The 21352-nt window shown below is 37.2% G+C and carries 27 protein-coding genes; 6 read left to right on the top strand and 21 right to left on the bottom strand.

Annotated features, from left to right (window positions below):
- Positions 1–67 precede the first annotated feature (67 nt).
- Positions 68–1150, top strand: a complete 1083-nt coding sequence (locus HXV90_RS21390; RefSeq protein WP_112116795.1) for a type III polyketide synthase — start codon at positions 68–70, stop codon at positions 1148–1150.
- 1 nt (position 1151) lies between these two features.
- Positions 1152–1694 (top strand): isoprenylcysteine carboxyl methyltransferase family protein, encoded by a 543-nt coding sequence (locus HXV90_RS21395; protein ID WP_112116796.1) that lies wholly within the window; start codon positions 1152–1154, stop codon positions 1692–1694.
- Between the two features lie 20 nt (positions 1695–1714).
- Here the strand turns inward: HXV90_RS21395 and HXV90_RS21400 are convergent, their stop codons facing one another.
- Complete coding sequence (locus tag HXV90_RS21400; protein ID WP_036079527.1) at positions 1715–2908, bottom strand: GTP-binding protein; 1194 nt, start codon at positions 2906–2908, stop codon at positions 1715–1717.
- A gap of 169 nt (positions 2909–3077) precedes the next feature.
- Here HXV90_RS21400 and rpmG point away from each other — a divergent pair, with 169 nt between their 5' ends.
- Entirely contained in the window at positions 3078–3227 is a 150-nt protein-coding gene (gene rpmG / locus HXV90_RS21405) for a 50S ribosomal protein L33 (protein ID WP_004231780.1), read from the top strand.
- A 212-nt stretch (positions 3228–3439) separates the two neighbouring features.
- On the opposite strand, the gene HXV90_RS21410 is transcribed toward rpmG, so the two are convergent.
- From HXV90_RS21410 to HXV90_RS21425, 4 genes are all read right to left on the bottom strand, one after another.
- A complete protein-coding gene (locus tag HXV90_RS21410; RefSeq protein WP_112116798.1) occupies positions 3440–4174 on the bottom strand; it encodes a hypothetical protein in 735 nt (244 codons plus the stop codon).
- 11 nt (positions 4175–4185) lie between these two features.
- Positions 4186–4467 (bottom strand): hypothetical protein, encoded by a 282-nt coding sequence (locus HXV90_RS21415; RefSeq protein ID WP_112116799.1) that lies wholly within the window; start codon positions 4465–4467, stop codon positions 4186–4188.
- Positions 4460–5032 (bottom strand): hypothetical protein, encoded by a 573-nt coding sequence (locus HXV90_RS21420; RefSeq protein ID WP_048394104.1) that lies wholly within the window; start codon positions 5030–5032, stop codon positions 4460–4462. Before HXV90_RS21420 ends, HXV90_RS21415 begins: the two co-directional genes overlap by 8 nt.
- Positions 5033–5116: 84 nt before the next feature.
- Entirely contained in the window at positions 5117–5767 is a 651-nt protein-coding gene (locus tag HXV90_RS21425) for a BMQ_0737 family morphogenetic spore coat protein (protein ID WP_004231775.1), read from the bottom strand.
- 235 nt (positions 5768–6002) lie between these two features.
- On the opposite strand from HXV90_RS21425, the gene HXV90_RS21430 reads away from it, so the two are divergent.
- Positions 6003–7190, top strand: a complete 1188-nt coding sequence (locus tag HXV90_RS21430; RefSeq protein WP_269897960.1) for a hypothetical protein — start codon at positions 6003–6005, stop codon at positions 7188–7190.
- Positions 7191–7353: 163 nt separating this feature from the next.
- A complete protein-coding gene (locus HXV90_RS21435; protein WP_048394100.1) occupies positions 7354–7971 on the top strand; it encodes an exosporium glycoprotein BclB-related protein in 618 nt (205 codons plus the stop codon).
- A 79-nt stretch (positions 7972–8050) separates the two neighbouring features.
- Here HXV90_RS21435 and HXV90_RS21440 read toward each other — a convergent pair whose 3' ends face one another.
- The 13 genes from HXV90_RS21440 to HXV90_RS21500 form a co-directional block, all read right to left on the bottom strand.
- On the bottom strand, positions 8051–8563 hold the full coding sequence (locus HXV90_RS21440; protein WP_269897961.1) for a YfiT family bacillithiol transferase: 513 nt from the start codon (positions 8561–8563) through the stop codon (positions 8051–8053).
- A gap of 266 nt (positions 8564–8829) precedes the next feature.
- Complete coding sequence (locus HXV90_RS21445) at positions 8830–9309, bottom strand: DUF4871 domain-containing protein (protein ID WP_257961886.1); 480 nt, start codon at positions 9307–9309, stop codon at positions 8830–8832.
- 72 nt (positions 9310–9381) lie between these two features.
- Positions 9382–10026 (bottom strand): hypothetical protein, encoded by a 645-nt coding sequence (locus HXV90_RS21450; RefSeq protein ID WP_112116802.1) that lies wholly within the window; start codon positions 10024–10026, stop codon positions 9382–9384.
- Entirely contained in the window at positions 10023–10511 is a 489-nt protein-coding gene (locus tag HXV90_RS21455; RefSeq protein WP_048394093.1) for a GNAT family N-acetyltransferase, read from the bottom strand. The genes HXV90_RS21450 and HXV90_RS21455 overlap by 4 nt, the downstream gene beginning before the upstream one ends.
- An 82-nt stretch (positions 10512–10593) precedes the next feature.
- Positions 10594–12165, bottom strand: coding sequence for a BCCT family transporter (locus HXV90_RS21460; protein WP_269897962.1), 1572 nt, complete (start codon positions 12163–12165; stop codon positions 10594–10596).
- A 119-nt stretch (positions 12166–12284) separates the two neighbouring features.
- Positions 12285–13055, bottom strand: coding sequence for an alpha/beta hydrolase (locus HXV90_RS21465; RefSeq protein WP_269897963.1), 771 nt, complete (start codon positions 13053–13055; stop codon positions 12285–12287).
- Positions 13055–13834, bottom strand: coding sequence for an ABC transporter ATP-binding protein (locus tag HXV90_RS21470; protein ID WP_066038038.1), 780 nt, complete (start codon positions 13832–13834; stop codon positions 13055–13057). The genes HXV90_RS21465 and HXV90_RS21470 overlap by 1 nt, the downstream gene beginning before the upstream one ends.
- Before the next feature lie 29 nt (positions 13835–13863).
- Positions 13864–14859: a FecCD family ABC transporter permease gene (locus HXV90_RS21475; protein WP_016993066.1), complete on the bottom strand. Its 996-nt coding sequence runs from the start codon at positions 14857–14859 to the stop codon at positions 13864–13866.
- A 28-nt stretch (positions 14860–14887) separates the two neighbouring features.
- A complete protein-coding gene (locus HXV90_RS21480) occupies positions 14888–15895 on the bottom strand; it encodes a FecCD family ABC transporter permease (protein WP_269897964.1) in 1008 nt (335 codons plus the stop codon).
- A gap of 155 nt (positions 15896–16050) precedes the next feature.
- Positions 16051–17034 (bottom strand): ABC transporter substrate-binding protein, encoded by a 984-nt coding sequence (locus tag HXV90_RS21485; protein WP_009370609.1) that lies wholly within the window; start codon positions 17032–17034, stop codon positions 16051–16053.
- Positions 17035–17238: 204 nt separating this feature from the next.
- A complete protein-coding gene (locus HXV90_RS21490) occupies positions 17239–18069 on the bottom strand; it encodes a helix-turn-helix domain-containing protein (RefSeq protein ID WP_112116806.1) in 831 nt (276 codons plus the stop codon).
- A gap of 10 nt (positions 18070–18079) precedes the next feature.
- Complete coding sequence (locus HXV90_RS21495; RefSeq protein WP_066037970.1) at positions 18080–18544, bottom strand: DinB family protein; 465 nt, start codon at positions 18542–18544, stop codon at positions 18080–18082.
- Between the two features lie 21 nt (positions 18545–18565).
- Positions 18566–19135, bottom strand: a complete 570-nt coding sequence (locus HXV90_RS21500) for a nucleotidyltransferase family protein (RefSeq protein WP_269897965.1) — start codon at positions 19133–19135, stop codon at positions 18566–18568.
- A gap of 112 nt (positions 19136–19247) precedes the next feature.
- Between HXV90_RS21500 and HXV90_RS21505 the strand changes: the two genes are divergently transcribed.
- On the top strand, positions 19248–20042 hold the full coding sequence (locus HXV90_RS21505) for a sulfite exporter TauE/SafE family protein (protein WP_269897966.1): 795 nt from the start codon (positions 19248–19250) through the stop codon (positions 20040–20042).
- Here HXV90_RS21505 and HXV90_RS21510 read toward each other — a convergent pair.
- The 3 genes from HXV90_RS21510 to HXV90_RS21520 form a co-directional block, all read right to left on the bottom strand.
- A complete protein-coding gene (locus tag HXV90_RS21510; protein ID WP_066037968.1) occupies positions 20039–20404 on the bottom strand; it encodes a YybH family protein in 366 nt (121 codons plus the stop codon). The two genes, HXV90_RS21505 and HXV90_RS21510, sit on opposite strands and share 4 nt — an antisense overlap.
- Before the next feature lie 54 nt (positions 20405–20458).
- Positions 20459–20941 (bottom strand): DMT family transporter, encoded by a 483-nt coding sequence (locus tag HXV90_RS21515; protein WP_269897967.1) that lies wholly within the window; start codon positions 20939–20941, stop codon positions 20459–20461.
- A gap of 62 nt (positions 20942–21003) precedes the next feature.
- Positions 21004–21351 carry an EamA family transporter gene (locus HXV90_RS21520; RefSeq protein WP_269897968.1) on the bottom strand — a complete coding sequence of 116 codons (348 nt, stop codon included), beginning with the start codon at positions 21349–21351 and terminating at the stop codon, positions 21004–21006.
- Between the last annotated feature and the right edge of the window lies 1 nt (position 21352).

The raw sequence follows: 21352 nt of genomic DNA on the forward strand, positions 1-21352 counted from the left end.
ATAAGCATTTATTCCAATCATCCACGCATACAATGAACAAAACCATTAAATGCGAGGAGATGTTGGATTGCCTAAAATCATTTCAATTAGCACATATCAACCACCTTACACATTACAGCAAGATAACGCAGAGGAACTAACGAAAGAGCTTTTTTATGCAAAAATTCCAAAACTAGAGCGCTACTTAAAGGTTTTTGAAAATGGTGGCATCAACACACGCCATTTTTGTGTGCCAGCTGAATGGCATCGTACGAATCACTCCTTTGAAGAACGTAATAATTTATATATTGAGTTAGCTACACAATACAGCGTAAGTGTCATTCAAGCATGTTTAGCTAATACAGCTTTTTTATCCTCACCTATTCCTACTGAGGACATCGATGCCATCATTTTTGTTAGCAGTACAGGAATTTCAACACCTAGCATTGACGCACGTGTTATGAACAAAATTCCCTTTTCAGATCGACTTAAACGCATTCCTCTATGGGGTCTTGGTTGTGCAGGAGGAGCCGCTGGTATAAGCAGAGCCTATGATTTTTGTAAAGCCCATCCACATGCAAAGGTACTTGTCGTTTGTGTCGAGTTATGTAGCCTCACTTTTCAGCCAAATGATTTTTCTAAAAGTAATTTAATTGGTGCTTCTCTTTTTGCCGATGGTGCAGCATGCATACTTGTTTGTGGGGATGAAGTAGCTATCGCAACAAAAAGGCCAACCCCTAATATTCTAGCTACAGGTTCTAAATGGATGCCAGATTCGGAAAATGTAATGGGTTGGGATGTTAAAAACAACGGGCTTCATGTCGTTTTCCAAAAAAGTATTCCTTCTATTATTACCAATTGGCTTGGACCTTTCATGGAGCAATTTTTAATGGCACAAGGACTGTATAGCGAACAATTGACTCATTTTATTGCGCATCCTGGAGGAAAAAAGGTATTAAAAGCTTATGAAGATACACTTTATCTATCTCCCCAAAAAACCGACATTTCTCGGGAAATATTGAGACGACATGGTAATATGTCATCACCAACAGTGTTATACGTATTAGAGCAGTTTATGTTAAATGAAGGACAAGTGGAGGATACAGGCTTGCTCGTAGCTCTTGGCCCTGGTTTTTGTGCAGAAGCTGTATTATTAAACTGGAGGGAGTAACATGATCTTCTATTTTATTTTTATCCTTGTCGTTCTACAAAGATTGACAGAGGTTGTTATTGCCAAGCGCAATGAGAAGTGGATGCTTTCTCAAGGAGCCTATGAAGTAGGTGCTTCACACTACCCCTATATGGTAGCCATGCATATTAGCTTTTTTCTGTTTTTAATAGTGGAAATCGTCACAAACAACAATGGTATCTCGCCCTTATTTCCGTTATTTTTTATATTATTTTTAGCTGTGCAGGCTTTAAGAATCTGGTGTATTCGCTCTTTAGGCACTTTTTGGAATACAAAAATCCTCATTTTACCTGACGCACATGTTGTTCGTAAAGGGCCATATGAATATATGCGCCATCCCAATTATGCGGTAGTTTGTTTAGAAATCCTTTTGCTACCACTCATGTTTCAGGCATACTTTACAGCATTTTGTTTTACATTACTCAATATTACAATGCTTTCTGTACGAATACCTATAGAAGAAAAAGCATTACGAGATGCTACTAATTATAATCGTGTATTTCAAAAGAAGATTTCGGAGTCTTAGCCGAAATCTTCTTTTCTTCTTTATTGCCATTCCCAGTTAAAGGGATCTTGTAGACGTTCCCAAGGGTTCTGAAACTCTTCATTTGTTAACAAACAGTTGTCCAACTGTTTAGTGATGTCTTCTCGATCTAGATCAATGCCAATAATCACAAGTTGTGTCATTCGATCTCCGAACTCTTCATCCCAATCTTCCAATACTTCAGGGCTTTGCTGGAATACATCCTGCTGCTGGGCTTGAGAAAGAGCTGCTACCCAATAAGAGACTGGTTCAATTTTTGCAGATGACCCCGCTTGTGATAATAATAGTGCAACTTCCTGATGTCTTGCACTCCAAATAATCCCCTTCGCTCGTACTATTGAATCTGGCATGTGATCACACCACTCAACAAAGCGCATCGGATGAAACGGTCTTTTGCGTTTATAGGTAAAGGAAGAGATCCCGTACTCCTCAGTCTCTGGTGTATGGTTTTCATGACCAAGCTCCAACTCCTTTAACCAACCAGCCGATTCAGAGACACGTTCAAAGTCAAAGCGCCCCGTATTTAAAATTTCAACTGGATCAATAACACCATTTGTTGTACGTATAAGTTTTGCCTCAGGCTGTAATGCACGTAAAATACGTTCTAATCGCTCAAGCTCCTCTGCGGATACTAAATCGCACTTATTTAAAATAAGGACATCACAAAATTCAATTTGATCAATAAGAAGGTCTGCAACATCACGCTCATCTAATTCACCAACAGCTTCCTTCCGCTCCAATAAGCTTTCCCCAGACTGAAAATCATGCCAAAAACGATGGGCATCTACGACAGTAACCATTGTATCTAATCGACAAAACTTCGTTAAATCAATGCCAAGCTCCTCGTCTAAATAACTAAATGTTTGTGCAACTGGAATCGGCTCACTAATCCCTGTCGATTCAATCAAAATGTAATCAATATTGCCTAGCTTCGAAAGACGTTCCACCTCCTGCAATAGATCCTCTCGTAATGTACAGCAAATACAACCATTCGATAGCTCCACAAATTTCTCTTCTGTACGTGATATACCGCTACCATTTGCGATAAGCTCCGCATCAATATTAATTTCACTCATATCATTCACAATAACAGCGACACGTAAATCCTTTTTGTTTTGCAATACATGATTCATCATTGTTGTCTTACCAGAACCTAAATATCCACTCAATACTGTAACAGGAATTTTCTTTGTCATTTTTACAACTCCTCAAATCGTAATCATTACTATTTACAATTTGTAATTAAATCATATTACTTTGGAAAATGCAAAGCTTTTTATTACTAGTGAAATTAAACTTGACAATCTCCAGTGAGAAATATATTGTATAAATCGTAATAATTACTATTTAAAAGGAGGTCCTTCAATGCGTGTACAAGTAACGCTAGCCTGTACTGAAACAGGTGATAAAAACTATATTACTACTAAAAATAAACGCAATAATCCCGAAAGATTGGAGCTTAAAAAGTACTCCCCTCGCCTGAAGCGTGTAACCCTGCATAGAGAAACAAAATAATATTGGAATGGGGGGTCATGATGAGATCCTCATGAGCGGTTCTGACCTGTTTTAGAGCGGTGTCTTCTACTTTGTGAGCGAGGTTAACCTGCTTTGGAGCGCCTTCCTCTTCTTTGTGAGCGGTTGAACCTTCTTAAAAGCTTTTTATGCAAATCAAAAAAATGACTGTTTCAAAGGCATACTTTTGAAACAGTCATGATGAAATTTTATAGCTAAAGCTGCTCACTATTGATTTCTAACGCTAGTTCATTCAATTTCTCATCTAATTCATCGAGCATGCGTAATCTAAAATCTATTTGTTCATCAATATTAACTCCTTGTTTCATTAATGGGCTACCATCCTTAGATTGTTTCTTTAATGCAACTATTTCATTGGATAATCTCTCAATATCTAGATTTTTCGTCTCTAACTCACTTAGTAAATGTCGATGAAGGCTGTCCGATTCTACTTTCTCTCTATGGTATTTTTCTAGTGTCTCTAAAATATTCTCCATTTGTTTACTTGCTATGGTTGTATAGTCACTTAACTTTTTATCTATGCTTTCCACAATAGACCTTTCATTTGAATCGATCGAAGCCTCCTTTGATGCTTGAAATTTGTCCATCAATGACTTTTTTTCAGCCCGCAATTCTGCCAATTCCTTTAATAATGCCTCAATGGATGCAATTTGCTTTTTTCTTTGTGCTTCTCTCTTCTGAATTTCTTCATCGTAAGCTTGCAATTCTTTATCAAAGTCTCTTTTCAACTTTAGGAGCTCCATCGAAAGTTCTTTTTTATGCCTTGTTAATTGAACATTTTCTCGTTCAAGTCGAAGAACCAAAGCATAATAATCACTATCTCTAAGTCTTTTTACTTCATTTTTGTACTTGGCTAACTCGGCCCTTAAAAAAATAATCATTTGTTGGAGCTGTATTGGATCATTGTTTTTCACAATATCATTGTCCATCATCACACCCCCTAGCCTGAATATCTTTTTAGTAAATCGACCACCTCTTCAAGCTGCTCTCTACTTTCCTCTAGTAAATCATCCAGCTGCTTCATCCATTTTTCTTCTAACTTTGAATTCTCTATTTGTTCAACATGACTCTTTTCGCCTGAAACAAGATAAGCCATTAATAGCTGTAATGTACTTTTTTCAAGAAAGGCAAAGCTATTATCTTGTTCATTACGACGACTTAGCTGTTCCTTTACTAATTGTTGAATTACACTACCAAACTCTTGTTTTTCGTTGTCACCCATTGTCTTCCTCCTGTGTTTGGCCCATTCCATTTAGATTAATTGGATTTAAAACAACAACACCTTCTGTGAGCTGATCGCAATATGTAAAACCCATAATCGTGCCTGAATATGATAAATTATGGGACCATTTTATTTGAAAATTGGTAAATGAAATGGTTTCATTCGGTTCGATTGTTGATTTACCAACTGGTCTCAGCCAATACTCCTCTTTGCTTGATTTGTCATTAAAACGCTCCCACTGACTCTGCCCCTGAGTTTTAAAATTCGGAGTGAAATTTTCATGAACATATCTCCCTGAAAAGTAAAACGGTGACTCCTTGGGTATTGTTATACACAAAGATGGGTTCGTGACGGCTGCACTACCAATATTACGAATATGATAGGAGCCTAAACATAAACTCTCTTGCTCAGGATCATAAGAAATATTAAGTGCAGTTGTAAAATAACTAATGAGGTTAATCCTATTCGGAATTGCTAATTCCTCAACCAACCTTTTAATATCATGAACATAGGCATTTGTTTGTTCTTTTAGTGCCTGTATCTTGTCTTCAATACGATCTGCCACTTTAAACCTCCTTGTTATTTCCATTAAAAAAAGAGAGGATTACCCTCTCTTCATAGTATGACTTTCTTCTTTTTGTTATCACAATTAACCAACAGTTGGGAAAATAACTGGGCATTGTTGTGGACGAACCGCAGTTGGACATGAGAATGGTAAGTCTGCTCTTGGTTCGCAGAAAGTTGCTAAAAATTCCACAGTAACTGGGAATGTAGATTGAATACTTTGACAAACAGCAACAGTAATTGTCAACGCAGAGAACGTGATTGTACCTGCTGCAGCACCTGTTCCAACACTAAGTGTTCCAGTTGTACAAACGAAGCAATCTAAATCTGTGTATAAAATTTCAACGTCTGTTCCCTTAGGTGCACATAATGTCACTTGCTCACAGCGAGAAACTGGAATATTATTGCTTGTGAAAACAGTACCATTAGGTAAAGTAACGACAATTGTTAGAATGAAGTTCTTTTGAACATTTAGATGTTGCAGACAAACAGTTGATCCATCAATAGAGAATTGGCGATTCTCACGGTTCAGAATCACAATTGGATTTGTAGTTGCTGGAATTACTCGACAAGTAACAATAGCACCTGTTAAGTCAGTAGTTGCTGTAACACCTGGGAATGTAATTGGTCCAGTAGGTGAAATATCAAACGACATTTCTTTTACAATCCAGTCGTATACCTTATCAACATTTATACAGATTAGTTCCTGCGCCTGGGATGGCATATGCTCTTGCATCCTTTTGACACCTCCATAAAATTTTTATCTTTCGTTTGTAGCATATGTTTTTCAGCTATAAGTGCATGGGCTAACAAATAGTTACATTGGATATTTATTAAAATCAATCAAGATTTGTTTTCATACACTTCCCTCATTAACGATACGAATCAAAATGTTGAAAGAACCGTTATATTTGTAACAGAAAGTCAATATTTTTAATAAACTAATAATGGACTGAAAGGGGTGAACTACAATGGAAGAGTCAAAATTGTATACCACTCAAGAAATTGAAAATTTAAAGGAAAAAATTGAATCTTATAGAGAATCGTTAACCTCGTTAAAAATGGGGAAGTCAATTGAAGATTTCCTTTATATGAAGCAGGAGTTTGATGGACTAAAAACACAGATGGCCCATTTAGAAGGGATTACAGAGACATTGGATACTAAACAAAATTCATATATAAAAGGATACGACGATCAAATTAGGGTTCTTTCAACACAGCTTGAGTCTTTGAATCAAACCATTGAAGGAATGAACCAAGAGATTTTATCAATTTTAAATAAACTGTTGCCAGTTAAAGGAAATGATACAAAAACCATAATGCCCTCCATTGACATGCCTGCTCAAACCTATTCTAATCTTTTACCTAGACAACCTAGAATGACACAGACAGCAGATCAAACTACAATTACATCAGCACAACCTTCTTATAGACTACTACAAAGTGTGGCAGGTAAAGCCAAAAACCACCAACCAAATGTAAATATCGGGGGTCCCTCTCCTCAGAATGGTCTACCGGAAACTAAACCTGAAGAACGGCATTTTAATCAGCAATATTTCCAATCAATCAATACGCACCCCAGCCAAATATACAATGGTTTATACAGAAACACGACAGTTGAATCCACCTTCCATTTTAAAAATGCCATGGATGCAAAGGAAGTTCCAGTAAGTGTATATGATCCATCTGCCGTACAGCCTGCTTCAAGAGAAGAAAACATCGAGAATGATACTTTACAATCTTCTATAGTTAATGAATCAGATAGCACTAAAACTGAAACATTAAATAATCCTATGGAGGTTGTGAAAATTGAGAATGAACGTAACAATCTTGAGAATCCCATTGTAACGAATGAATCGATAGAACAAGTTATCTTTGAGCAAATTAGCGACCCTGTTAGTCAAGACATTGAAGCAATAGCTAGTGAGCCTCTCAACCAAATCATTGCAGAAACAGTAGCAGAACCTGCAGCTATAGATCATTCTCCTTCATTAGAAACAGAAGAATATGTTGAAGTGTATCATGCTGATGCAACCTATGAGGTTCATCCGTCCTTTGAAGAAGAGATCATGCAACTTGAATCTGTAAACAAGCCGATTGAGGAAGAACATAAAAAGGGAAAAAACTCATTTTTCGATTTCTTTAAAAGATGGAGTTAACATTATCTTAAACATCCACTATGTCAAAACATACATAGTGGATGTCTTTATGTGTTAAATAAAAGCAGTCATAAAGAAATCATTGAATTTATAGGTGAAATAGATAATTGCCCTTAACCCCTAATCTGAAATGAATAGAATAATGAAGAAAGGGGGTGTAAAAATGTGTTTGAATAACTCAATGTGTGGCTGTTCAGGTAACGGTCATGGTAACGGGGAGTGTACTGCACTGGGACCTTTTGTTGCAATTGACGCTGCATGTATTACTCCACCAGTAGCTACTGGTTCTATTATCCCATTCTCATCAGGAATAACTCCTGTTGCATTAGTAGCTGCTGCTACTGGTTTAATTGCAACTGTAAGTCTTGTAGGTTTTGGTACAGCAGTTCCAGGGATTACTCTTGCTGGCGTTAATATTGATTTAACAACTTCTGCTGCTACAGAAGCATTTACGGTTCCACGTCCAGGTACTATTACATCTATTTCTGCTACAATCTCAGCAACTGCTGCTTTAACTCTAACTGGAACAGCAACTGTCAGAGCACAGATTTACCGCGCAGTTCAAGGAAGCAATGTATTCAGCCCTACTGCAGCATTTGTTGATTTATTACCACCTTTACCACTAATAGCATTGGCAGTAGGTACGATTGCAAGTGGTAATGCAAACGTTTCAGTACCTGTAAGTACTGGTGATCGTTTACTAATGGTATTCTCTATGACTACTACAGGAGTTGCTGCTACACTTGCTGGTAACGCAAGTGCTGGTATTACTATCGTATAAAATAAACTTAAATAAAAAATGAAAACAAGTGATTTCCTCATTAGCAGAAATCACTTGTTTTTTCATAAAACATCCATATTTATTTAACCAAAGCATTCTGAATATGTGTCAAATGATGCTTACCATGCCATGCATAAAGGCCAATTGCATGCTCAAGAGTCGTCAGGCCTGAATCAGGATGATTAAAGGCTCTTTGTAATTGTTCCTCCGATAAGCTTGACAGTAAATAAACCCAACGTTCATGTAAGCTTTCAATCAAATTAAAAGAAATTGCTACTGGCATTTCAGAATCTTGTAACTGTGCCCATTCTGCCTCATTGTATGGCTTAATGGTTGGTACATCCTCTGTTAACGCTAGCTTAAAACGGATATAGCTATTCATATGACTATCAGCAATATGATGGACTAGCTGTGTCACGGTCCAGCCATTTTCACGGTAAGATTTTGCTAAGTCTTGCTCGCTTGCACCACTTAACGCATCTGCAAGTTGTTTTGGTAACAAACGAATTTCATTAATCCACTCTAGTACTTGCTGTGAATTCATTTCTTTCGGAAATTGGAATTGTCCAATGGGATAACGTAAATCTTTCATATTGCTGACCTCCGTTTTATTTTTTATATTACCAATTTAATATTTTTCTTGCTATAACCATGCACTGTAATTATCTATGTTCAATAGCTTTTCGCATTTAAATTTCTGAATGGCGTCTTCAGCATCTTGTGCATTTCAGAAATATGAAAGCAATACACAATGCAAGCTTACATGCGCACACCACACACCTCCTTTCCCAATACATATACAAACATCAAAAACCCTTATTTTATAAGTATAAATACTTATAAAATAAGGGTTTACTATTATTCCTGGATATCGTATATCAACGTATCAAAGTATTTTTCATTTGTATACAGTAGAATAGCCCATTCACCAGGCTTAGGAACTTTCACATGAGAAGGTGTATGAGCATCTGCTCCATTAACAGGTCCTCCGAGTCCTATGCTCCAACCATTCGCTAAAATCGGTTGTATGACTTTAGAGTCTCTATGGTATCCAATAACTGTTAATTCTGTATCTCGTACTTCATCTATTCCCCATAGATGCCACATCCATTTTTGTGTGCTTAGACTAGGCATATTCGCACCAATGACACCCGACTTATCAGCATTACCAATAATGCCTCTATCACCAAATTCCACTGCCTTTTGATTCCAATCAACTGATGCAATATCACTTTCTTGCACAAAATCAGGTAGATCCTCTGGCATTGTAACATTTGCTTTGTCTGTACAACCCACTAAAAATAATAGCAATATACATCCAAATACAACTCGTTTCATAACATCCCCCTTTCTTATGAAACGTTTGTTTTAACCATATTGTTACAGATAATTCTGTAAATTATAAAACTATCATTTTATCGTACTTTTTACAATATCAACTAATGACTTTAATGGATGGAGAATTGTAATCGCCGTGTGATCTTCAAATCGTTGTGCTGCATCCACCATCGATAGCTGGGCAACTGATATGGATTTTTCTTCAGCTGACAAAGTATGTAAAGCCCTTAAAATAGCATCATCATAGGCTTCCTTTTTCCCCTGCATAATGAGATTAAATGTATGCTCAATAATTTTTCCCTCTACATCTACTGATACTCCTTGATGCTTAGCATATTGGTGAAGTCTTGCCATCGTTCCTTCGACAGTTGCAGGATTTGTAAAAAGAATAAATTGAGGCTGTTGCTTACATATACTTTCAAAATAGGGCTCATCTATCTTTATGATAGGGATCGAGGGATCGAACAAAGTTTCATCCTCTAATAAAGCAATATAATTTGTACACGTTATTAAAATGGCATCCACATCACAGCTAATTATCCATTCAATTTGCTCCTTAACTTTACGTGCTAAACCATCACTACCTTTAGACACGTGCTGTATCACGCCAGGGTCTACAAAATGGAGTATCTCTATGTCTTCAGCGCTTTGAAAAGCCTGCTCAATGTATTGTATATTGGAATAATGAGCATGCAAGCAGGCGACCTTTTTTCTCAATTAAACTCCTCCTCATTGGAAAGTCTCTTTTCCATTGTTGCTATTACTAGAGAGTTACCATTACGATTCTTCACCATTTCCTCTTTCGTTACAACATAACCTAAAGAACGATATAACTCAATATTACGTGGAACACTCATACGTACTTTGCACTGACTAATTGTAATCCCCTTCGATAGTGTATATTGTTCAAGCCAAGAAATTAGTGTTTTAGCTAAACCTTGTCCCTGTCTTTCTGGGATAACTGAAAGTCTAAAAAAATAAATTCCCTTTGTACTGAGGGTAAACCTTACCATGGCAACTGGCTGTTTTTCGATATAGCCAATAAACGCTTGTTCACTTTGCTGCATTGCCTGCTCAATAGAATCCACCGTTTCACTTAGTGCACTGGATGGTGGAGTAGCTTTTTCATATTCTTGAAACGCCTGTAGCATCACCTGATGTATAACTGGGGCATCCTTGCTCTGTGCTAAAACAATTTCCATCCTAAACCACCTCTTATCGTTTTTTATTCATAATAGTGCATATTAAAACAAAAAGAAACCGTATTATTTCGAATACGGCCTACTACTTATTATGTTTGTCTTTCACTTTTGCTTCCTTTTCAATGTGCTTTCTCGCTATTTTCAAACGTTGGATATCCTTTTTCTTAAGAGGAATAATCTCTTCCTTCATCATCTTAATATAAGAAATCATTAATAAAAGTAACACCACTGTAAAAGGTAATGCAGCGATTAACGAGGCCGTTTGTAATGCTTCAAGACCTCCTGTATACAATAAAACGCCTGAAATAGCTGCCATTAAAACACCCCATACTAGCTTTGATAAAATTGTGGGATTTAAAGAACCTCTGGACGTCATGCTCGCCATAATAAATGTAGCTGAATCAGCAGAAGTGATTAAGAAAGTAAAAATTAACATTATGCCTATAACTGGTGCTAACAGTGATAATGGCAAATGCTCAAGCATTTGAAAAAGTGCAATTGTAACATCATTACTAACTGCTTCAGCTATATGTGCATTTTCATGTAAATCAAACCACATGGCAGTACCACCAAAGACCGCAATCCAAAAACAGGCAATAAGGGGCGGGATAATTAAAACACCTATAATAAATTCTCGAATCGTTCTACCTCTAGATACACGAGCTATAAATGATCCTACAAACGGAGACCAAGCAATAGCCCAAGCCCAATAAAAAATAGTCCAATCTTTTACCCAAGTTCCCCCCACATATGGCTGCATTCGAAGGCTATACTGAATAAAATTTGAAATATAATCCCCTATCGCTAATGTAAAAGTTTCTAGAATGAAAACTGTAGGGCCTGTTATAAATACAAAAAGCAACAGAATAATAGCAAGGCCCATATTAACATTACTTAAAATACGAATCCCTTTTTGAAGACCTGTCGTAGAAGAAAACATATAGCCTACAAACATAATGGCAATAATAGATATTTGTATAAAAAATGTATTTGGCAAGCCAAAGACAAACTTCAATCCCCCATTTGTTTGTAGAACTCCGAGGCCAATAGACGTGGCTACACCCATAACTGTAGCAATAACTGCCAGAATATCAATCGTACTTTTGACTATACGATTTGAACCAGTGACTGGCTCTAAAGCTGTAGAGATTAATAAATTTCGTTTTTTATTAAATTGTACATAGGCCATGACCAGTCCCATAATAGCATATACTGACCATTGGCTTATACCCCAATGAAAGAATGAATATCCCATGGCAAGTCTTGCAGCATCTGTTGTTAAAGGTTCCGTAGAGCTAAAAGGTGGTGAAAAGTAATGACTCATTGGCTCAGCTACTCCCCAAAAGACCAAGCCTACGCCAAGTCCTGCGGAAAAAAGCATGGAAATCCATGTTAGAAAGCTAAATTCAGGTCGACTATCTTCTGTCCCTAAGCGAATGGTGCCATATTTACTAATTGCCAAGCCAAATAAAAAAATAACGATAATAAAGACTGTCAATAAATAAAACCAGCCGAAATAATCCGTAGTCATATGAAATACGCTGTTTGCTACGTTCTTAAATTTTTCTGGTATCGTTGCTCCGATAATGACCAAAAGAAAAATTGCTCCACTTGAAATAAGAAATACTGGGTTTCTTAAAATTTTATTTTGCATACAGCGCCTCCATTTATCCCAGACAGATGACCAAATTTCCTTTATTATGCGTATCATTCGTTAATTTTATTAATAAATAAAAAAGAAACCGCATTATCAAAAGACAATGCGGTCTACTATTAATGTGATTTATGCATAAAACGTATGGCTCTACTAATAACAGTTGGTACGATCGAAGCATGATTTTCGTTTAAAGCCTCATAAAATTCAACATTCATTATTTTTTCTAATACTGTCGCCATTTGGCGCGCATCATCCACCATAAAGGTTTCAAGTTCACCAGCGCTCAAAAACAAAGTTTCGTTCATGTCTTGATGCTCGTTCAGAAATACTGAAGCACACTGCACTAATTCATGCTCATTCCACCAAATGGATGGGCTAATAGCTAGATAGCGCTGGAAGCTGGATTGGTGGTGAAATAGTTGCCACAGTGCAAAGTAACCTCCTAGGGAATGACCAAATAAAGCTTGCTGTGCTTGATTTACTGGATATTGTGCCTCAATCGTCGGCTTTAGCTCTTCTTCTATAAAGCGACTAAAATCCACTGCTCCTCCAAGCTTCTCATGACCTTTTCCTTTAAATCTTGCTGGATAAATATAAGACTCCGCAGGTGCTGTAAAATCATAAAATCTTCTTTCACGCATATCGTCGCCATGACCAATTCCAATAACAATAGCTGGAAGGATACCTGTTTTTGGTGCATTACGACTTTGTAGACGCACCGCTTCCTTTACAAGGTTAAAATAGGATGAGCCATCAAGTACATACAAAACTGGAAAGCCATCTTGTGGCGCTTCCTCCTCTGGCACATAGATATTAATCGTGTACAAATAATTTGTCAATTTTGAAGTCATATGTTGTGTAATGTAGTCTACTTTAGTTGTATTCATTAGATATCCTCCTTCAAAATTTCATAGCCATAACATACAGGTGTATTGGTTACAGGATCTTCCATAATGCGTGCATCAATATTAAATACTTTACGCATTACCTCAGCACTTAAAATTTCCTGTGGCGTGCCAGTTTGCATAATAGTACCCTTACGCATTGCAATAAGATGATCTGAATATCTGGCCGCGTGGTTAATATCATGTAGAACCATCACTACTGTACAGCTGTGGTGCTCATTTAAACTTTTAACAATGTCCAATACCTCTAGCTGATGCGCCATATCTAAATAAGTAGTAGGTTCATCCAATAGCAAGATATTTGTTTCTTGTGCTAAGGCCATAGCTAGCCAAACACGCTGACGCTGACCTCCTGAAAGCTGGGCAAGCTCCCTATTTCGATATTCCATCGTATTAGTAACTGTTAAAGCCCATTCAATCATTTCCTCATCCTTATTCGTTAAACGATTGACATTGTTGCGATGTGGATAGCGACCATACGCAATTAACTCCTCCACTTTCAATTGACCAGGAGCTATCGGTGTTTGAGATAATATTGCTAGTTTCTTGGCAATATCTTTGGTCGATAAATTTTGCATATTTTGCTCCTGCAAATATACCGTACCTTGTTGTTTTTTTAAAATACGTCCTATTGTTTTAAGGAGTGTAGATTTACCACAACCATTTGGACCGATGATTGTAGTCACTTTGCCCTCTTCTATCGTTAAATTTAACCCTTCAAAGACACGTACCTGCTCATAACCTGAAGCCAAATTTTCCATTCTAAATGCAGTTTGCACGCCATTTCCTCCTATGCCTTAGATTTCACCAGTAAATACAAGAAATACGGAATCCCAATAATTGAAACAACAATACCTACAGCCAGTTCCGATGGTGCAAAAACGGTTTTACCAATAAAATCAGCGAGGATTAACAGACCTGCACCAATTAAAGCACTCACTGGCATAACGTAACGGTGCTGAATACCAACAAGCTGCTTGGCAATGTGTGGGGCCATTAAACCTATGAAGCCAATACTCCCTGATACAGACACACAAGCACTGACAAGACCTACACTGGCTAGTAACAGCTTCATTTTCTCCTTTTCAACAGCTATTCCTAAACTTGTGATGCTATCCTCTTCAAGCTGAAAATAATCGAGTAAATATGATTTTCTATGCACATATATTCCTAAAATCAAAAGCCAAGGTAGCATTGTAAGCGCAAAGATCCAATTCGCATTATAAATTGAACCTGCCATCCAAATAGCCGCTGATTCAAAATCTTGTGCACTCATTTTTAAGGATAGGAACAAGGACAAAGCTCCAAATCCACTATTGATAGCTATACCAGTTAAGATTAATCGCTGCATATCCAGATGACCATTTTTTAAAGCAAATGAAAAAATCAGGATAGCTGCAATTGTTCCACCGATAAAACCGAATAGTGGCATCATTAAAATTGACATCCAGCTGTTCATATCTGCACTCACTAGCTTTACTTGAAAGAAGTACATGAATAGTACGACTGCTGCACCAGCTCCAGCATTAATCCCTAATATTCCTGGATCTGCTAGTCCATTGCGTGTAATCCCCTGTAATACAACTCCTGCCATACCTAAGCCAATACCGACAAGTCCAGCAATGACAATCCGAGGTAAACGGAATTCAAATATAACAAGATCAAACTTTGAATTTGACTCGATCCGCAGCAATGTTTTGATGACATCCATTACAGACATATCAAAAACACCATTTGTAATATGTAAATAGCTCGCAACTAAAATCATTAAAACAAGCATCAGCATGGTTAAAAAGAATACACTTGAGGTTTTTTTACGCACGTTTTTCACCTCCGTGCTTACGAACTAAATATAAGAAGAATGGTACACCGACCAATGCGGTTAAGACACCAATTGGCGTTTCAAATGGATAATTGACAACGCGGCTCAGGACATCACAAAGCGCTAAGAAAAAGGCTCCAATGACAGCTGCACAAGGAATAATATAGCGATAATCAACACCAACAAGGAAGCGTGTAATATGTGGTATGACTAACCCTACAAAGGCGATTTTCCCTACAAGGGCAACCGCTGTCCCTGTCAAACATACGACAGCTAGCATGCTAATAATACGTACTGCTTTTATTTTCTGTCCTAGCCCCATGGCAATATCTTCACCTAATGAAGTAATGGTAATCGCTTTTGCCGATAGTAAAGCCAAGATCAACCCAGTTAAACCAAATGGAATAGAAAGAATCAGCAAATCCATATTTACCATATGTACCTTTGTGTTATACCAAGCACTTACTGTTTGTGATACTTGGAAATACATCGCAATGGCAGTAGCAATACTACTTAAAAATGTGCCAATGACCGTTCCAATTATGGCTAGCCTTACTGGAGATAAGCCATTGCGGATTAACGAGCCAAAACCAAAGACAATACCAGCTCCCAATGCAGAACCAAGCATCGATAATAAAATCATTTGATAGTTTGGTAGCCCTGGAAAAAAAACAACGGCTAATGTAATGACAAATGCAGAGCCATCATTAACACCCATTAATGAAGGCGAGGCTAAATAGTTTCGTGTAATCCCCTGCATGACTGCACCGGCAACTGCTAAAAATGCTCCAACTAGTAATACCGCGGCAACTCTTGGAATACGGCCTGTTCTTATAATTTGATGATCGACATCCGATGGATCAAATGCTGTCATCGACTGCCATACTGTAATGGCACTAATATCTTTTGTCCCATACATAACAGAAATAAGTGCCACAAGGGCAATAAGGAAAGGAGATATCGCTAATATTGAAAACGACACTTTGTTTGTTTTTTTCAACTTTCACACCTTTTTCTTTATCCATTTTGCGGTACACAATATCAATCACTTAAGTGTATACCCTTAACAACTGCCTGCAATGAAAAATGCCACATCTTACAAAAGGCTGGTAATAGCCCGGTGATACCACCAAATCTACTACCAGCCTGTTTATACTATTTAAATAACTTTTCAGCTGCAGCATCTAAGAATTTCACCTTAGACCAAGCAGTACCACCTTGTGCTAATGGCTCAATTGTGTTGACAAAAACTTGATTATTTTGTGTTGCCTTTAAGCTAGTAAAAATTGGATTCTTTTGTAGCTCCTCTAAAGCTTTTGGCGTATCCTTATTCTCTGAATCCTCGAATTGCAGGAAAATCACATCTGGATTTACTTGTGCTAATGTTTCAAGTGATAGTTCCGCTTGCGCCTTAGCTGTTGTAACAACTTCTGGTACTGGTGCTCCTAAATCTTCATATAGAACAGGGTTTAAATAAACGCCTGCTGGATAGATGTACATCACTCCACCACGAACACGGATGATTAATACTTGCTTATCTGCTAATTGCTCCTTGGATTTTACTTGGGCATCAGCAACTTTGGCTTCATAGTCAGAGATGATTTTCTTTGCATCCTCTTCCTTCCCAGCTAATTGTGCAAGCAATGTTAAATTTTCTTTCCAATTTGTTGAAATATGTGAGTATGGAATCATTGTTTGAATTTTGTTGAGCTTTTCAGCCGTTTCTTCAGGAAATTTCGAAGTACCCACAATTACATCAGGATCCAGATTAAGAATGGCTTCTGCATTTGGCTCCATTTTATTTCCTACAAGTGTAGCTCCTTCAAAATCTGTTGCTAGATAGGCAGGAACTTTTCCACCTACTTCTAGAACACCTACTGGCTTAATACCAAGCATTGCCGCATCTTCCATTGATTCAAGACTGGCAGCGACAATGTTCTTTACTTCGGCTGGTAGCTCATATTGCTCGCCTAAGTACGTGATGGTCTGCGTGGATTTAGCTTGCTCTGTCTGTGATTCTGTTGCACTTGTCTCTGCTGTATTAGCTGTTGATGTTGCTTCCTCTGCTTTGTCTGTTCCACATGCGGCCAGTGATAATGCTAATAGTGCTGGTGCACACATTTTAAAATATTTATTCATAGATATTCTCCCCTAACGATCTCATATTGATAATGATAATCGTTTTCATATATAAGTCAATATATAATTGATACTCATTATCATTTACGGATACTATCCTAACAAAGTGAAAAAAGATTGTGAATGGACGATTTCGAAAATGACATGGATTTTTGCCGATTTAAGCAATAAAAAAACTGCTTCTTTTTTATAAGAAACAGTCAATTATACATATCTGGCTTCCTCTATTTTTAACTTGCGATAGGCTGAGGGAGATAAACCCGTACACTTTTTAAATACTCTGCTAAAATAAAAACAATCTACATATCCAACACATTCTGCAATTTCAGCTACAGGTATTCCACCATATTCTAGTAAGTCTTTCGCACGTCGTATACGGTATTCTGTTATATATGTACTTGGATTCATACCTGTATGCTGCTCAAATAAATAAGCAAAACGACGACGCTCAATGCCCAATTCCATCGAGATATTTGATACTGAGATTTGCTGTGCATAATTTTCGTGTATATACTGTAATGCCTGTTCCATTAATTCGCTGGCACTATCTAAAACCTGCATTTTTGCCGCTACAAGGATATCTTCCAACAAATTCATAAATAATGTCTTAGACTTGAATAAAGCCATATTACCAGGAAAGGAATAGCTTTCTACTAATTGCTGAACATGGCTAATAATTTGTGTGTTAAAGCCTGTATTGATTAGAAAATGTTGCTCGGCTAGTGGATATAGATTTATTTCTTCTGTAGGTAGGCTGTAATGAACAACTGCATACTCCCAACCTTTATGGCCAGTCGCTCTCACTTCTATCGGCATCTGGGGGCCAGCATGGGCAATCATTCCTGGCTCCATCATATAGGGGGTTCCATTAAAGCTAAAGATCGCACTCCCTGCAAGTGGTACTACTAAACCACACTTTTCTGGAGCTGTTGTTCTACCAGCATCTACTTCACCTGGCTCCATTTTTTTAGTAAAAACATCTGTAAATTTTACAGAAGCATGTGCAAAGTAATCAATTAAATACTTGATATCCATATGCTAACTCCTATACATGTATAACATTCTGAATCTGTGAAAAATGATGTAAATCATGATTGATTAATCCTACAAAATAGTCGATTATAGTCATTTCTGACTGCCCAATTTTAAATGACTGTTGCCATTGCTCATCTGTCCATTGCTGAATGTCCTGCAATAATTGACGCCTTGTGGAAATAAAATCATTCAATGTTTCCTCCATTGTTTGTTCACGGCTTTTCTTAGCTGCCATCGTATTCAAATGTGCTACATCTGGCCCTTTCGGCAGACGCTCATCTGTAAAGAGAAAAGGAATTCGGTAATTTTGCACAAACTTATCCCATGGTGGAAGATGCCCAATTACCTCTGCAACCGACCATTTCCCAGGTTCAATGGGCATACGCCATTGTGCCTCAGATAACCCTCGTAAATTATCTATCCAATCTAAAGATTTTATATAGTGTTTAATGACATAGGTTATATCTTGTTGCAATTGTTCCCCCTCTTTCTTTTTTTATTGAAGATGAATTTTCAATTCTGGCCAACATAAATGCCATTGTTTTTGCTGAATTCTTTGACGATAAATCGCATAGGCATACTTATTTTCTAGGTAAAACGATGTTGGCTCTACTATGCCTGCTCCTAAAAGATGAATATCGTACGGTGCTGCAATCTCTAGTACCCCATCTGATAATTTTACTCCAATTGCCGTTGGGATTTCTGGGAAATGAGAGATTCCATCAACAGCAGACTGATATGGTTTACTACCATTTAGGACATGCATTCGTGCTTGATTTTTCACGGACCAAGGCTCGTTTGGAGATAACTTTCTCAGTTCTTGCTCATACTGCTTCTCTACTTCTTCTGCTAAATTTTCTTTATCAAAATATATCACATCAATATCAGCAATTGGTGTTCTTTCCTCCTTATTGTGAAGGTAATCCCATACCTTTGAGCGAATAATTCCTGCGCATATCCACCAATCTGGTAGTTGCAAGTTTTCTACTGTGGATAAAATGCTCATCATCCAGTCATCAGATGCAATTAAGTTCTTCAGCTCTTCCTCCGATTGAAGCAACCTCATTCTGTCAGCCTCCATTAATATAAATTAAATTTATAAATCACTAAAAATTATATATTAGATTTATACATTAACAACATTTACCCTAAAGCTAATAAAAGAAAGGGAGAAGCTTATGAATAAAATGATCATGCTGTTATTATTTGTACTACTTAGCTTAGTTGGACTTTTCTATACAAACATTTCTTTAACACTCATATGTATCGGAATGGTAGCTGCTTTTATTGGTACACTTGCGGGAGGTGGTGGACTAATTACACTTCCTGCCATGATGCTTGTCGGTATCCCTATTCAAACAAGTATTGCCACAAACAAATTTTCGACAGGCATTTCGTCTTTATCCAGTATTTTTTATCTACTCTATCAGAAGGAGCTATATCTCACATCTATCATCAAATATATAACTCTTGCTATTGTTGGGGGGATTTGTGGCTCACTTTTAGCGGTTTCGCTGTCTGAGCAAACTATGAACTATATGGCCTGTGTACTACTTCTTTTGGCTTTAGTCGTAACTTTAAAAAATAAGGCGTGGACGGAAGTTCCTGATTCGCTAGAACATCAAGCACCTCATTTTTGGCAACCATTTTTCATCGCTATGTATGATGGTGGTTTCGGCCCTGGCTCTTCGACATTTAGCATCTTACACTATCTACGTACTCATCATACTTACATTAAGGCTGTACAGCTCACTCGAGTACTCCTCTTCGGGAGCTGTACAGGAGCATTTATTGTGTTTTATCACACTGGCTTTATTCAATGGCACTATGCAATTGCTATGGCAATTGGCTCCATTATAGGCTCCCAATTAGGTCTCCTAGTGCTCCCATACATTCCATTAAAAATAGCCAAAACACTACTAACATTGATTATTATATTGTTGCTTGTTCAAGTTACATTGAAAATAATTTAATGACCACTACTCAAATGCTCATGAATTACCTTCCATTGATCGTTAACTAATGTAAAAATATTAGTTGCTCTACCGCTACCTGATACAAACTTTTCGTTATGATAGCCTTCATAGTGATATGTATAAAGACAGGTAGCCGTCGTTTCATCAACGGTTAACCATTTTACATCAGTAGCTGAATAAACCTCTTCTTTAATGACATTCCATGCATGCTTGAAATAAGCCTCAATCTCCTCTGTTGTAGTGCATGTTTTATCAGAGAACCAATAAATTGCTTGTGGATGCAAAATAGCCTTTACTTGATTAAAATCATGGGTATTTGTTGCTTGGATATAATGTTCCAATGCTTGTTGATGTGTCATCTTCACCCCTCCTTTTTTCACAATATTATCCGATAATTAACTTTTTATAAATCACTAGTTCTGTATCCCTTTCTGCTTTGACAGTAAATAGATGGCAGCTATAATTAAGAAAAAACCACAGACCTGAAGATTAGTTATTTTTTCATCCAATAGAATAGAAGATAAAATCATACTACTAATTGGCAATAAGCTAGTAAGTACACCTGCCCAAGATGCTGAAATTACTGCAAGACCCTGTTGCATCAAAAGAAACGCTATGACGGTTACAACAATGCCGAAATACAATACTAATCCCCACTCTGCAACTGATATTTCTTTAAATTCAAAATACCTGCTTTCAGCTACAGCAAATGGGAAAAATAATATGACGCCTAATAAGCTAACCATAGTTGAGACTGTAAGAGCACTCATACGATAAGAAATTAACTTACCAATGATGATAAATAAAGATTCACAGAATACTGCACCTAAAATGAATAGATTGCCTAATAATGAAGTTGAATAATGGTTAGTAGTAGAATGGTTAGCAATGTTCATAAGGATAGCTCCCACTACGGCAAGAAGTATGCTAATACCCATATTCCTCGTTAATGTCTCCTTCAAAATAAAATAGGATAGGAATGCCGTGCAGACTGGCAGAGTACCAGTATAATACCAGCTTCCATAGCAGTCGTTTTTGAAAGACCATGGAGCATTAATAGATTAAATAAAAACACCCCTAATAACGCTTGTAAAAAAATCGCTACTAACTCTTTTCTGTTTAATGTTGAAAATCCCTCTATCTTTATCCACAAAGGAATCAAAATAATTGCAGCCACAAGAAATCTTAGTTCATTAGCTAAGAAAATTGGAAAACTTTGAACAACCAATTTGCCAGCAACAACTGAACTACCAACGATACTCATCGCCACAATAACTTTCCCACTACTCCAGATCCACCTATTCATT

Source organism: Lysinibacillus sp. JK80, from assembly GCF_027557635.1.
Taxonomy (GTDB): domain Bacteria; phylum Bacillota; class Bacilli; order Bacillales_A; family Planococcaceae; genus Lysinibacillus; species Lysinibacillus capsici.

Excerpts from the sequence above, each read along its gene's own strand:
- HXV90_RS21395 (WP_112116796.1), top strand. The coding sequence starts at position 1,152 with ATGATCTTCTATTTTATTTTTATCCTTGTCGTTCTACAAAGATTGACA.
- HXV90_RS21400 (WP_036079527.1), bottom strand. The coding sequence starts at position 2,908 with ATGACAAAGAAAATTCCTGTTACAGTATTGAGTGGATATTTAGGTTCT.
- rpmG (WP_004231780.1), top strand. The coding sequence starts at position 3,078 with ATGCGTGTACAAGTAACGCTAGCCTGTACTGAAACAGGTGATAAAAAC.
- HXV90_RS21410 (WP_112116798.1), bottom strand. The coding sequence starts at position 4,174 with ATGGACAATGATATTGTGAAAAACAATGATCCAATACAGCTCCAACAA.
- HXV90_RS21415 (WP_112116799.1), bottom strand. The coding sequence starts at position 4,467 with ATGGGTGACAACGAAAAACAAGAGTTTGGTAGTGTAATTCAACAATTA.
- HXV90_RS21425 (WP_004231775.1), bottom strand. The coding sequence starts at position 5,767 with ATGCAAGAGCATATGCCATCCCAGGCGCAGGAACTAATCTGTATAAAT.
- HXV90_RS21430 (WP_269897960.1), top strand. The coding sequence starts at position 6,003 with ATGGAAGAGTCAAAATTGTATACCACTCAAGAAATTGAAAATTTAAAG.
- HXV90_RS21435 (WP_048394100.1), top strand. The coding sequence starts at position 7,354 with ATGTGTTTGAATAACTCAATGTGTGGCTGTTCAGGTAACGGTCATGGT.
- HXV90_RS21440 (WP_269897961.1), bottom strand. The coding sequence starts at position 8,563 with ATGAAAGATTTACGTTATCCCATTGGACAATTCCAATTTCCGAAAGAA.
- HXV90_RS21445 (WP_257961886.1), bottom strand. The coding sequence starts at position 9,309 with ATGAAACGAGTTGTATTTGGATGTATATTGCTATTATTTTTAGTGGGT.
- HXV90_RS21455 (WP_048394093.1), bottom strand. The coding sequence starts at position 10,511 with ATGGAAATTGTTTTAGCACAGAGCAAGGATGCCCCAGTTATACATCAG.
- HXV90_RS21460 (WP_269897962.1), bottom strand. The coding sequence starts at position 12,165 with ATGCAAAATAAAATTTTAAGAAACCCAGTATTTCTTATTTCAAGTGGA.
- HXV90_RS21465 (WP_269897963.1), bottom strand. The coding sequence starts at position 13,055 with ATGAATACAACTAAAGTAGACTACATTACACAACATATGACTTCAAAA.
- HXV90_RS21470 (WP_066038038.1), bottom strand. The coding sequence starts at position 13,834 with ATGGAAAATTTGGCTTCAGGTTATGAGCAGGTACGTGTCTTTGAAGGG.
- HXV90_RS21475 (WP_016993066.1), bottom strand. The coding sequence starts at position 14,859 with ATGCTGATGCTTGTTTTAATGATTTTAGTTGCGAGCTATTTACATATT.
- HXV90_RS21485 (WP_009370609.1), bottom strand. The coding sequence starts at position 17,034 with ATGAATAAATATTTTAAAATGTGTGCACCAGCACTATTAGCATTATCA.
- HXV90_RS21490 (WP_112116806.1), bottom strand. The coding sequence starts at position 18,069 with ATGGATATCAAGTATTTAATTGATTACTTTGCACATGCTTCTGTAAAA.
- HXV90_RS21500 (WP_269897965.1), bottom strand. The coding sequence starts at position 19,135 with ATGAGGTTGCTTCAATCGGAGGAAGAGCTGAAGAACTTAATTGCATCT.
- HXV90_RS21505 (WP_269897966.1), top strand. The coding sequence starts at position 19,248 with ATGAATAAAATGATCATGCTGTTATTATTTGTACTACTTAGCTTAGTT.
- HXV90_RS21510 (WP_066037968.1), bottom strand. The coding sequence starts at position 20,404 with ATGACACATCAACAAGCATTGGAACATTATATCCAAGCAACAAATACC.
- HXV90_RS21515 (WP_269897967.1), bottom strand. The coding sequence starts at position 20,941 with ATGAACATTGCTAACCATTCTACTACTAACCATTATTCAACTTCATTA.
- HXV90_RS21520 (WP_269897968.1), bottom strand. The coding sequence starts at position 21,351 with ATGAATAGGTGGATCTGGAGTAGTGGGAAAGTTATTGTGGCGATGAGT.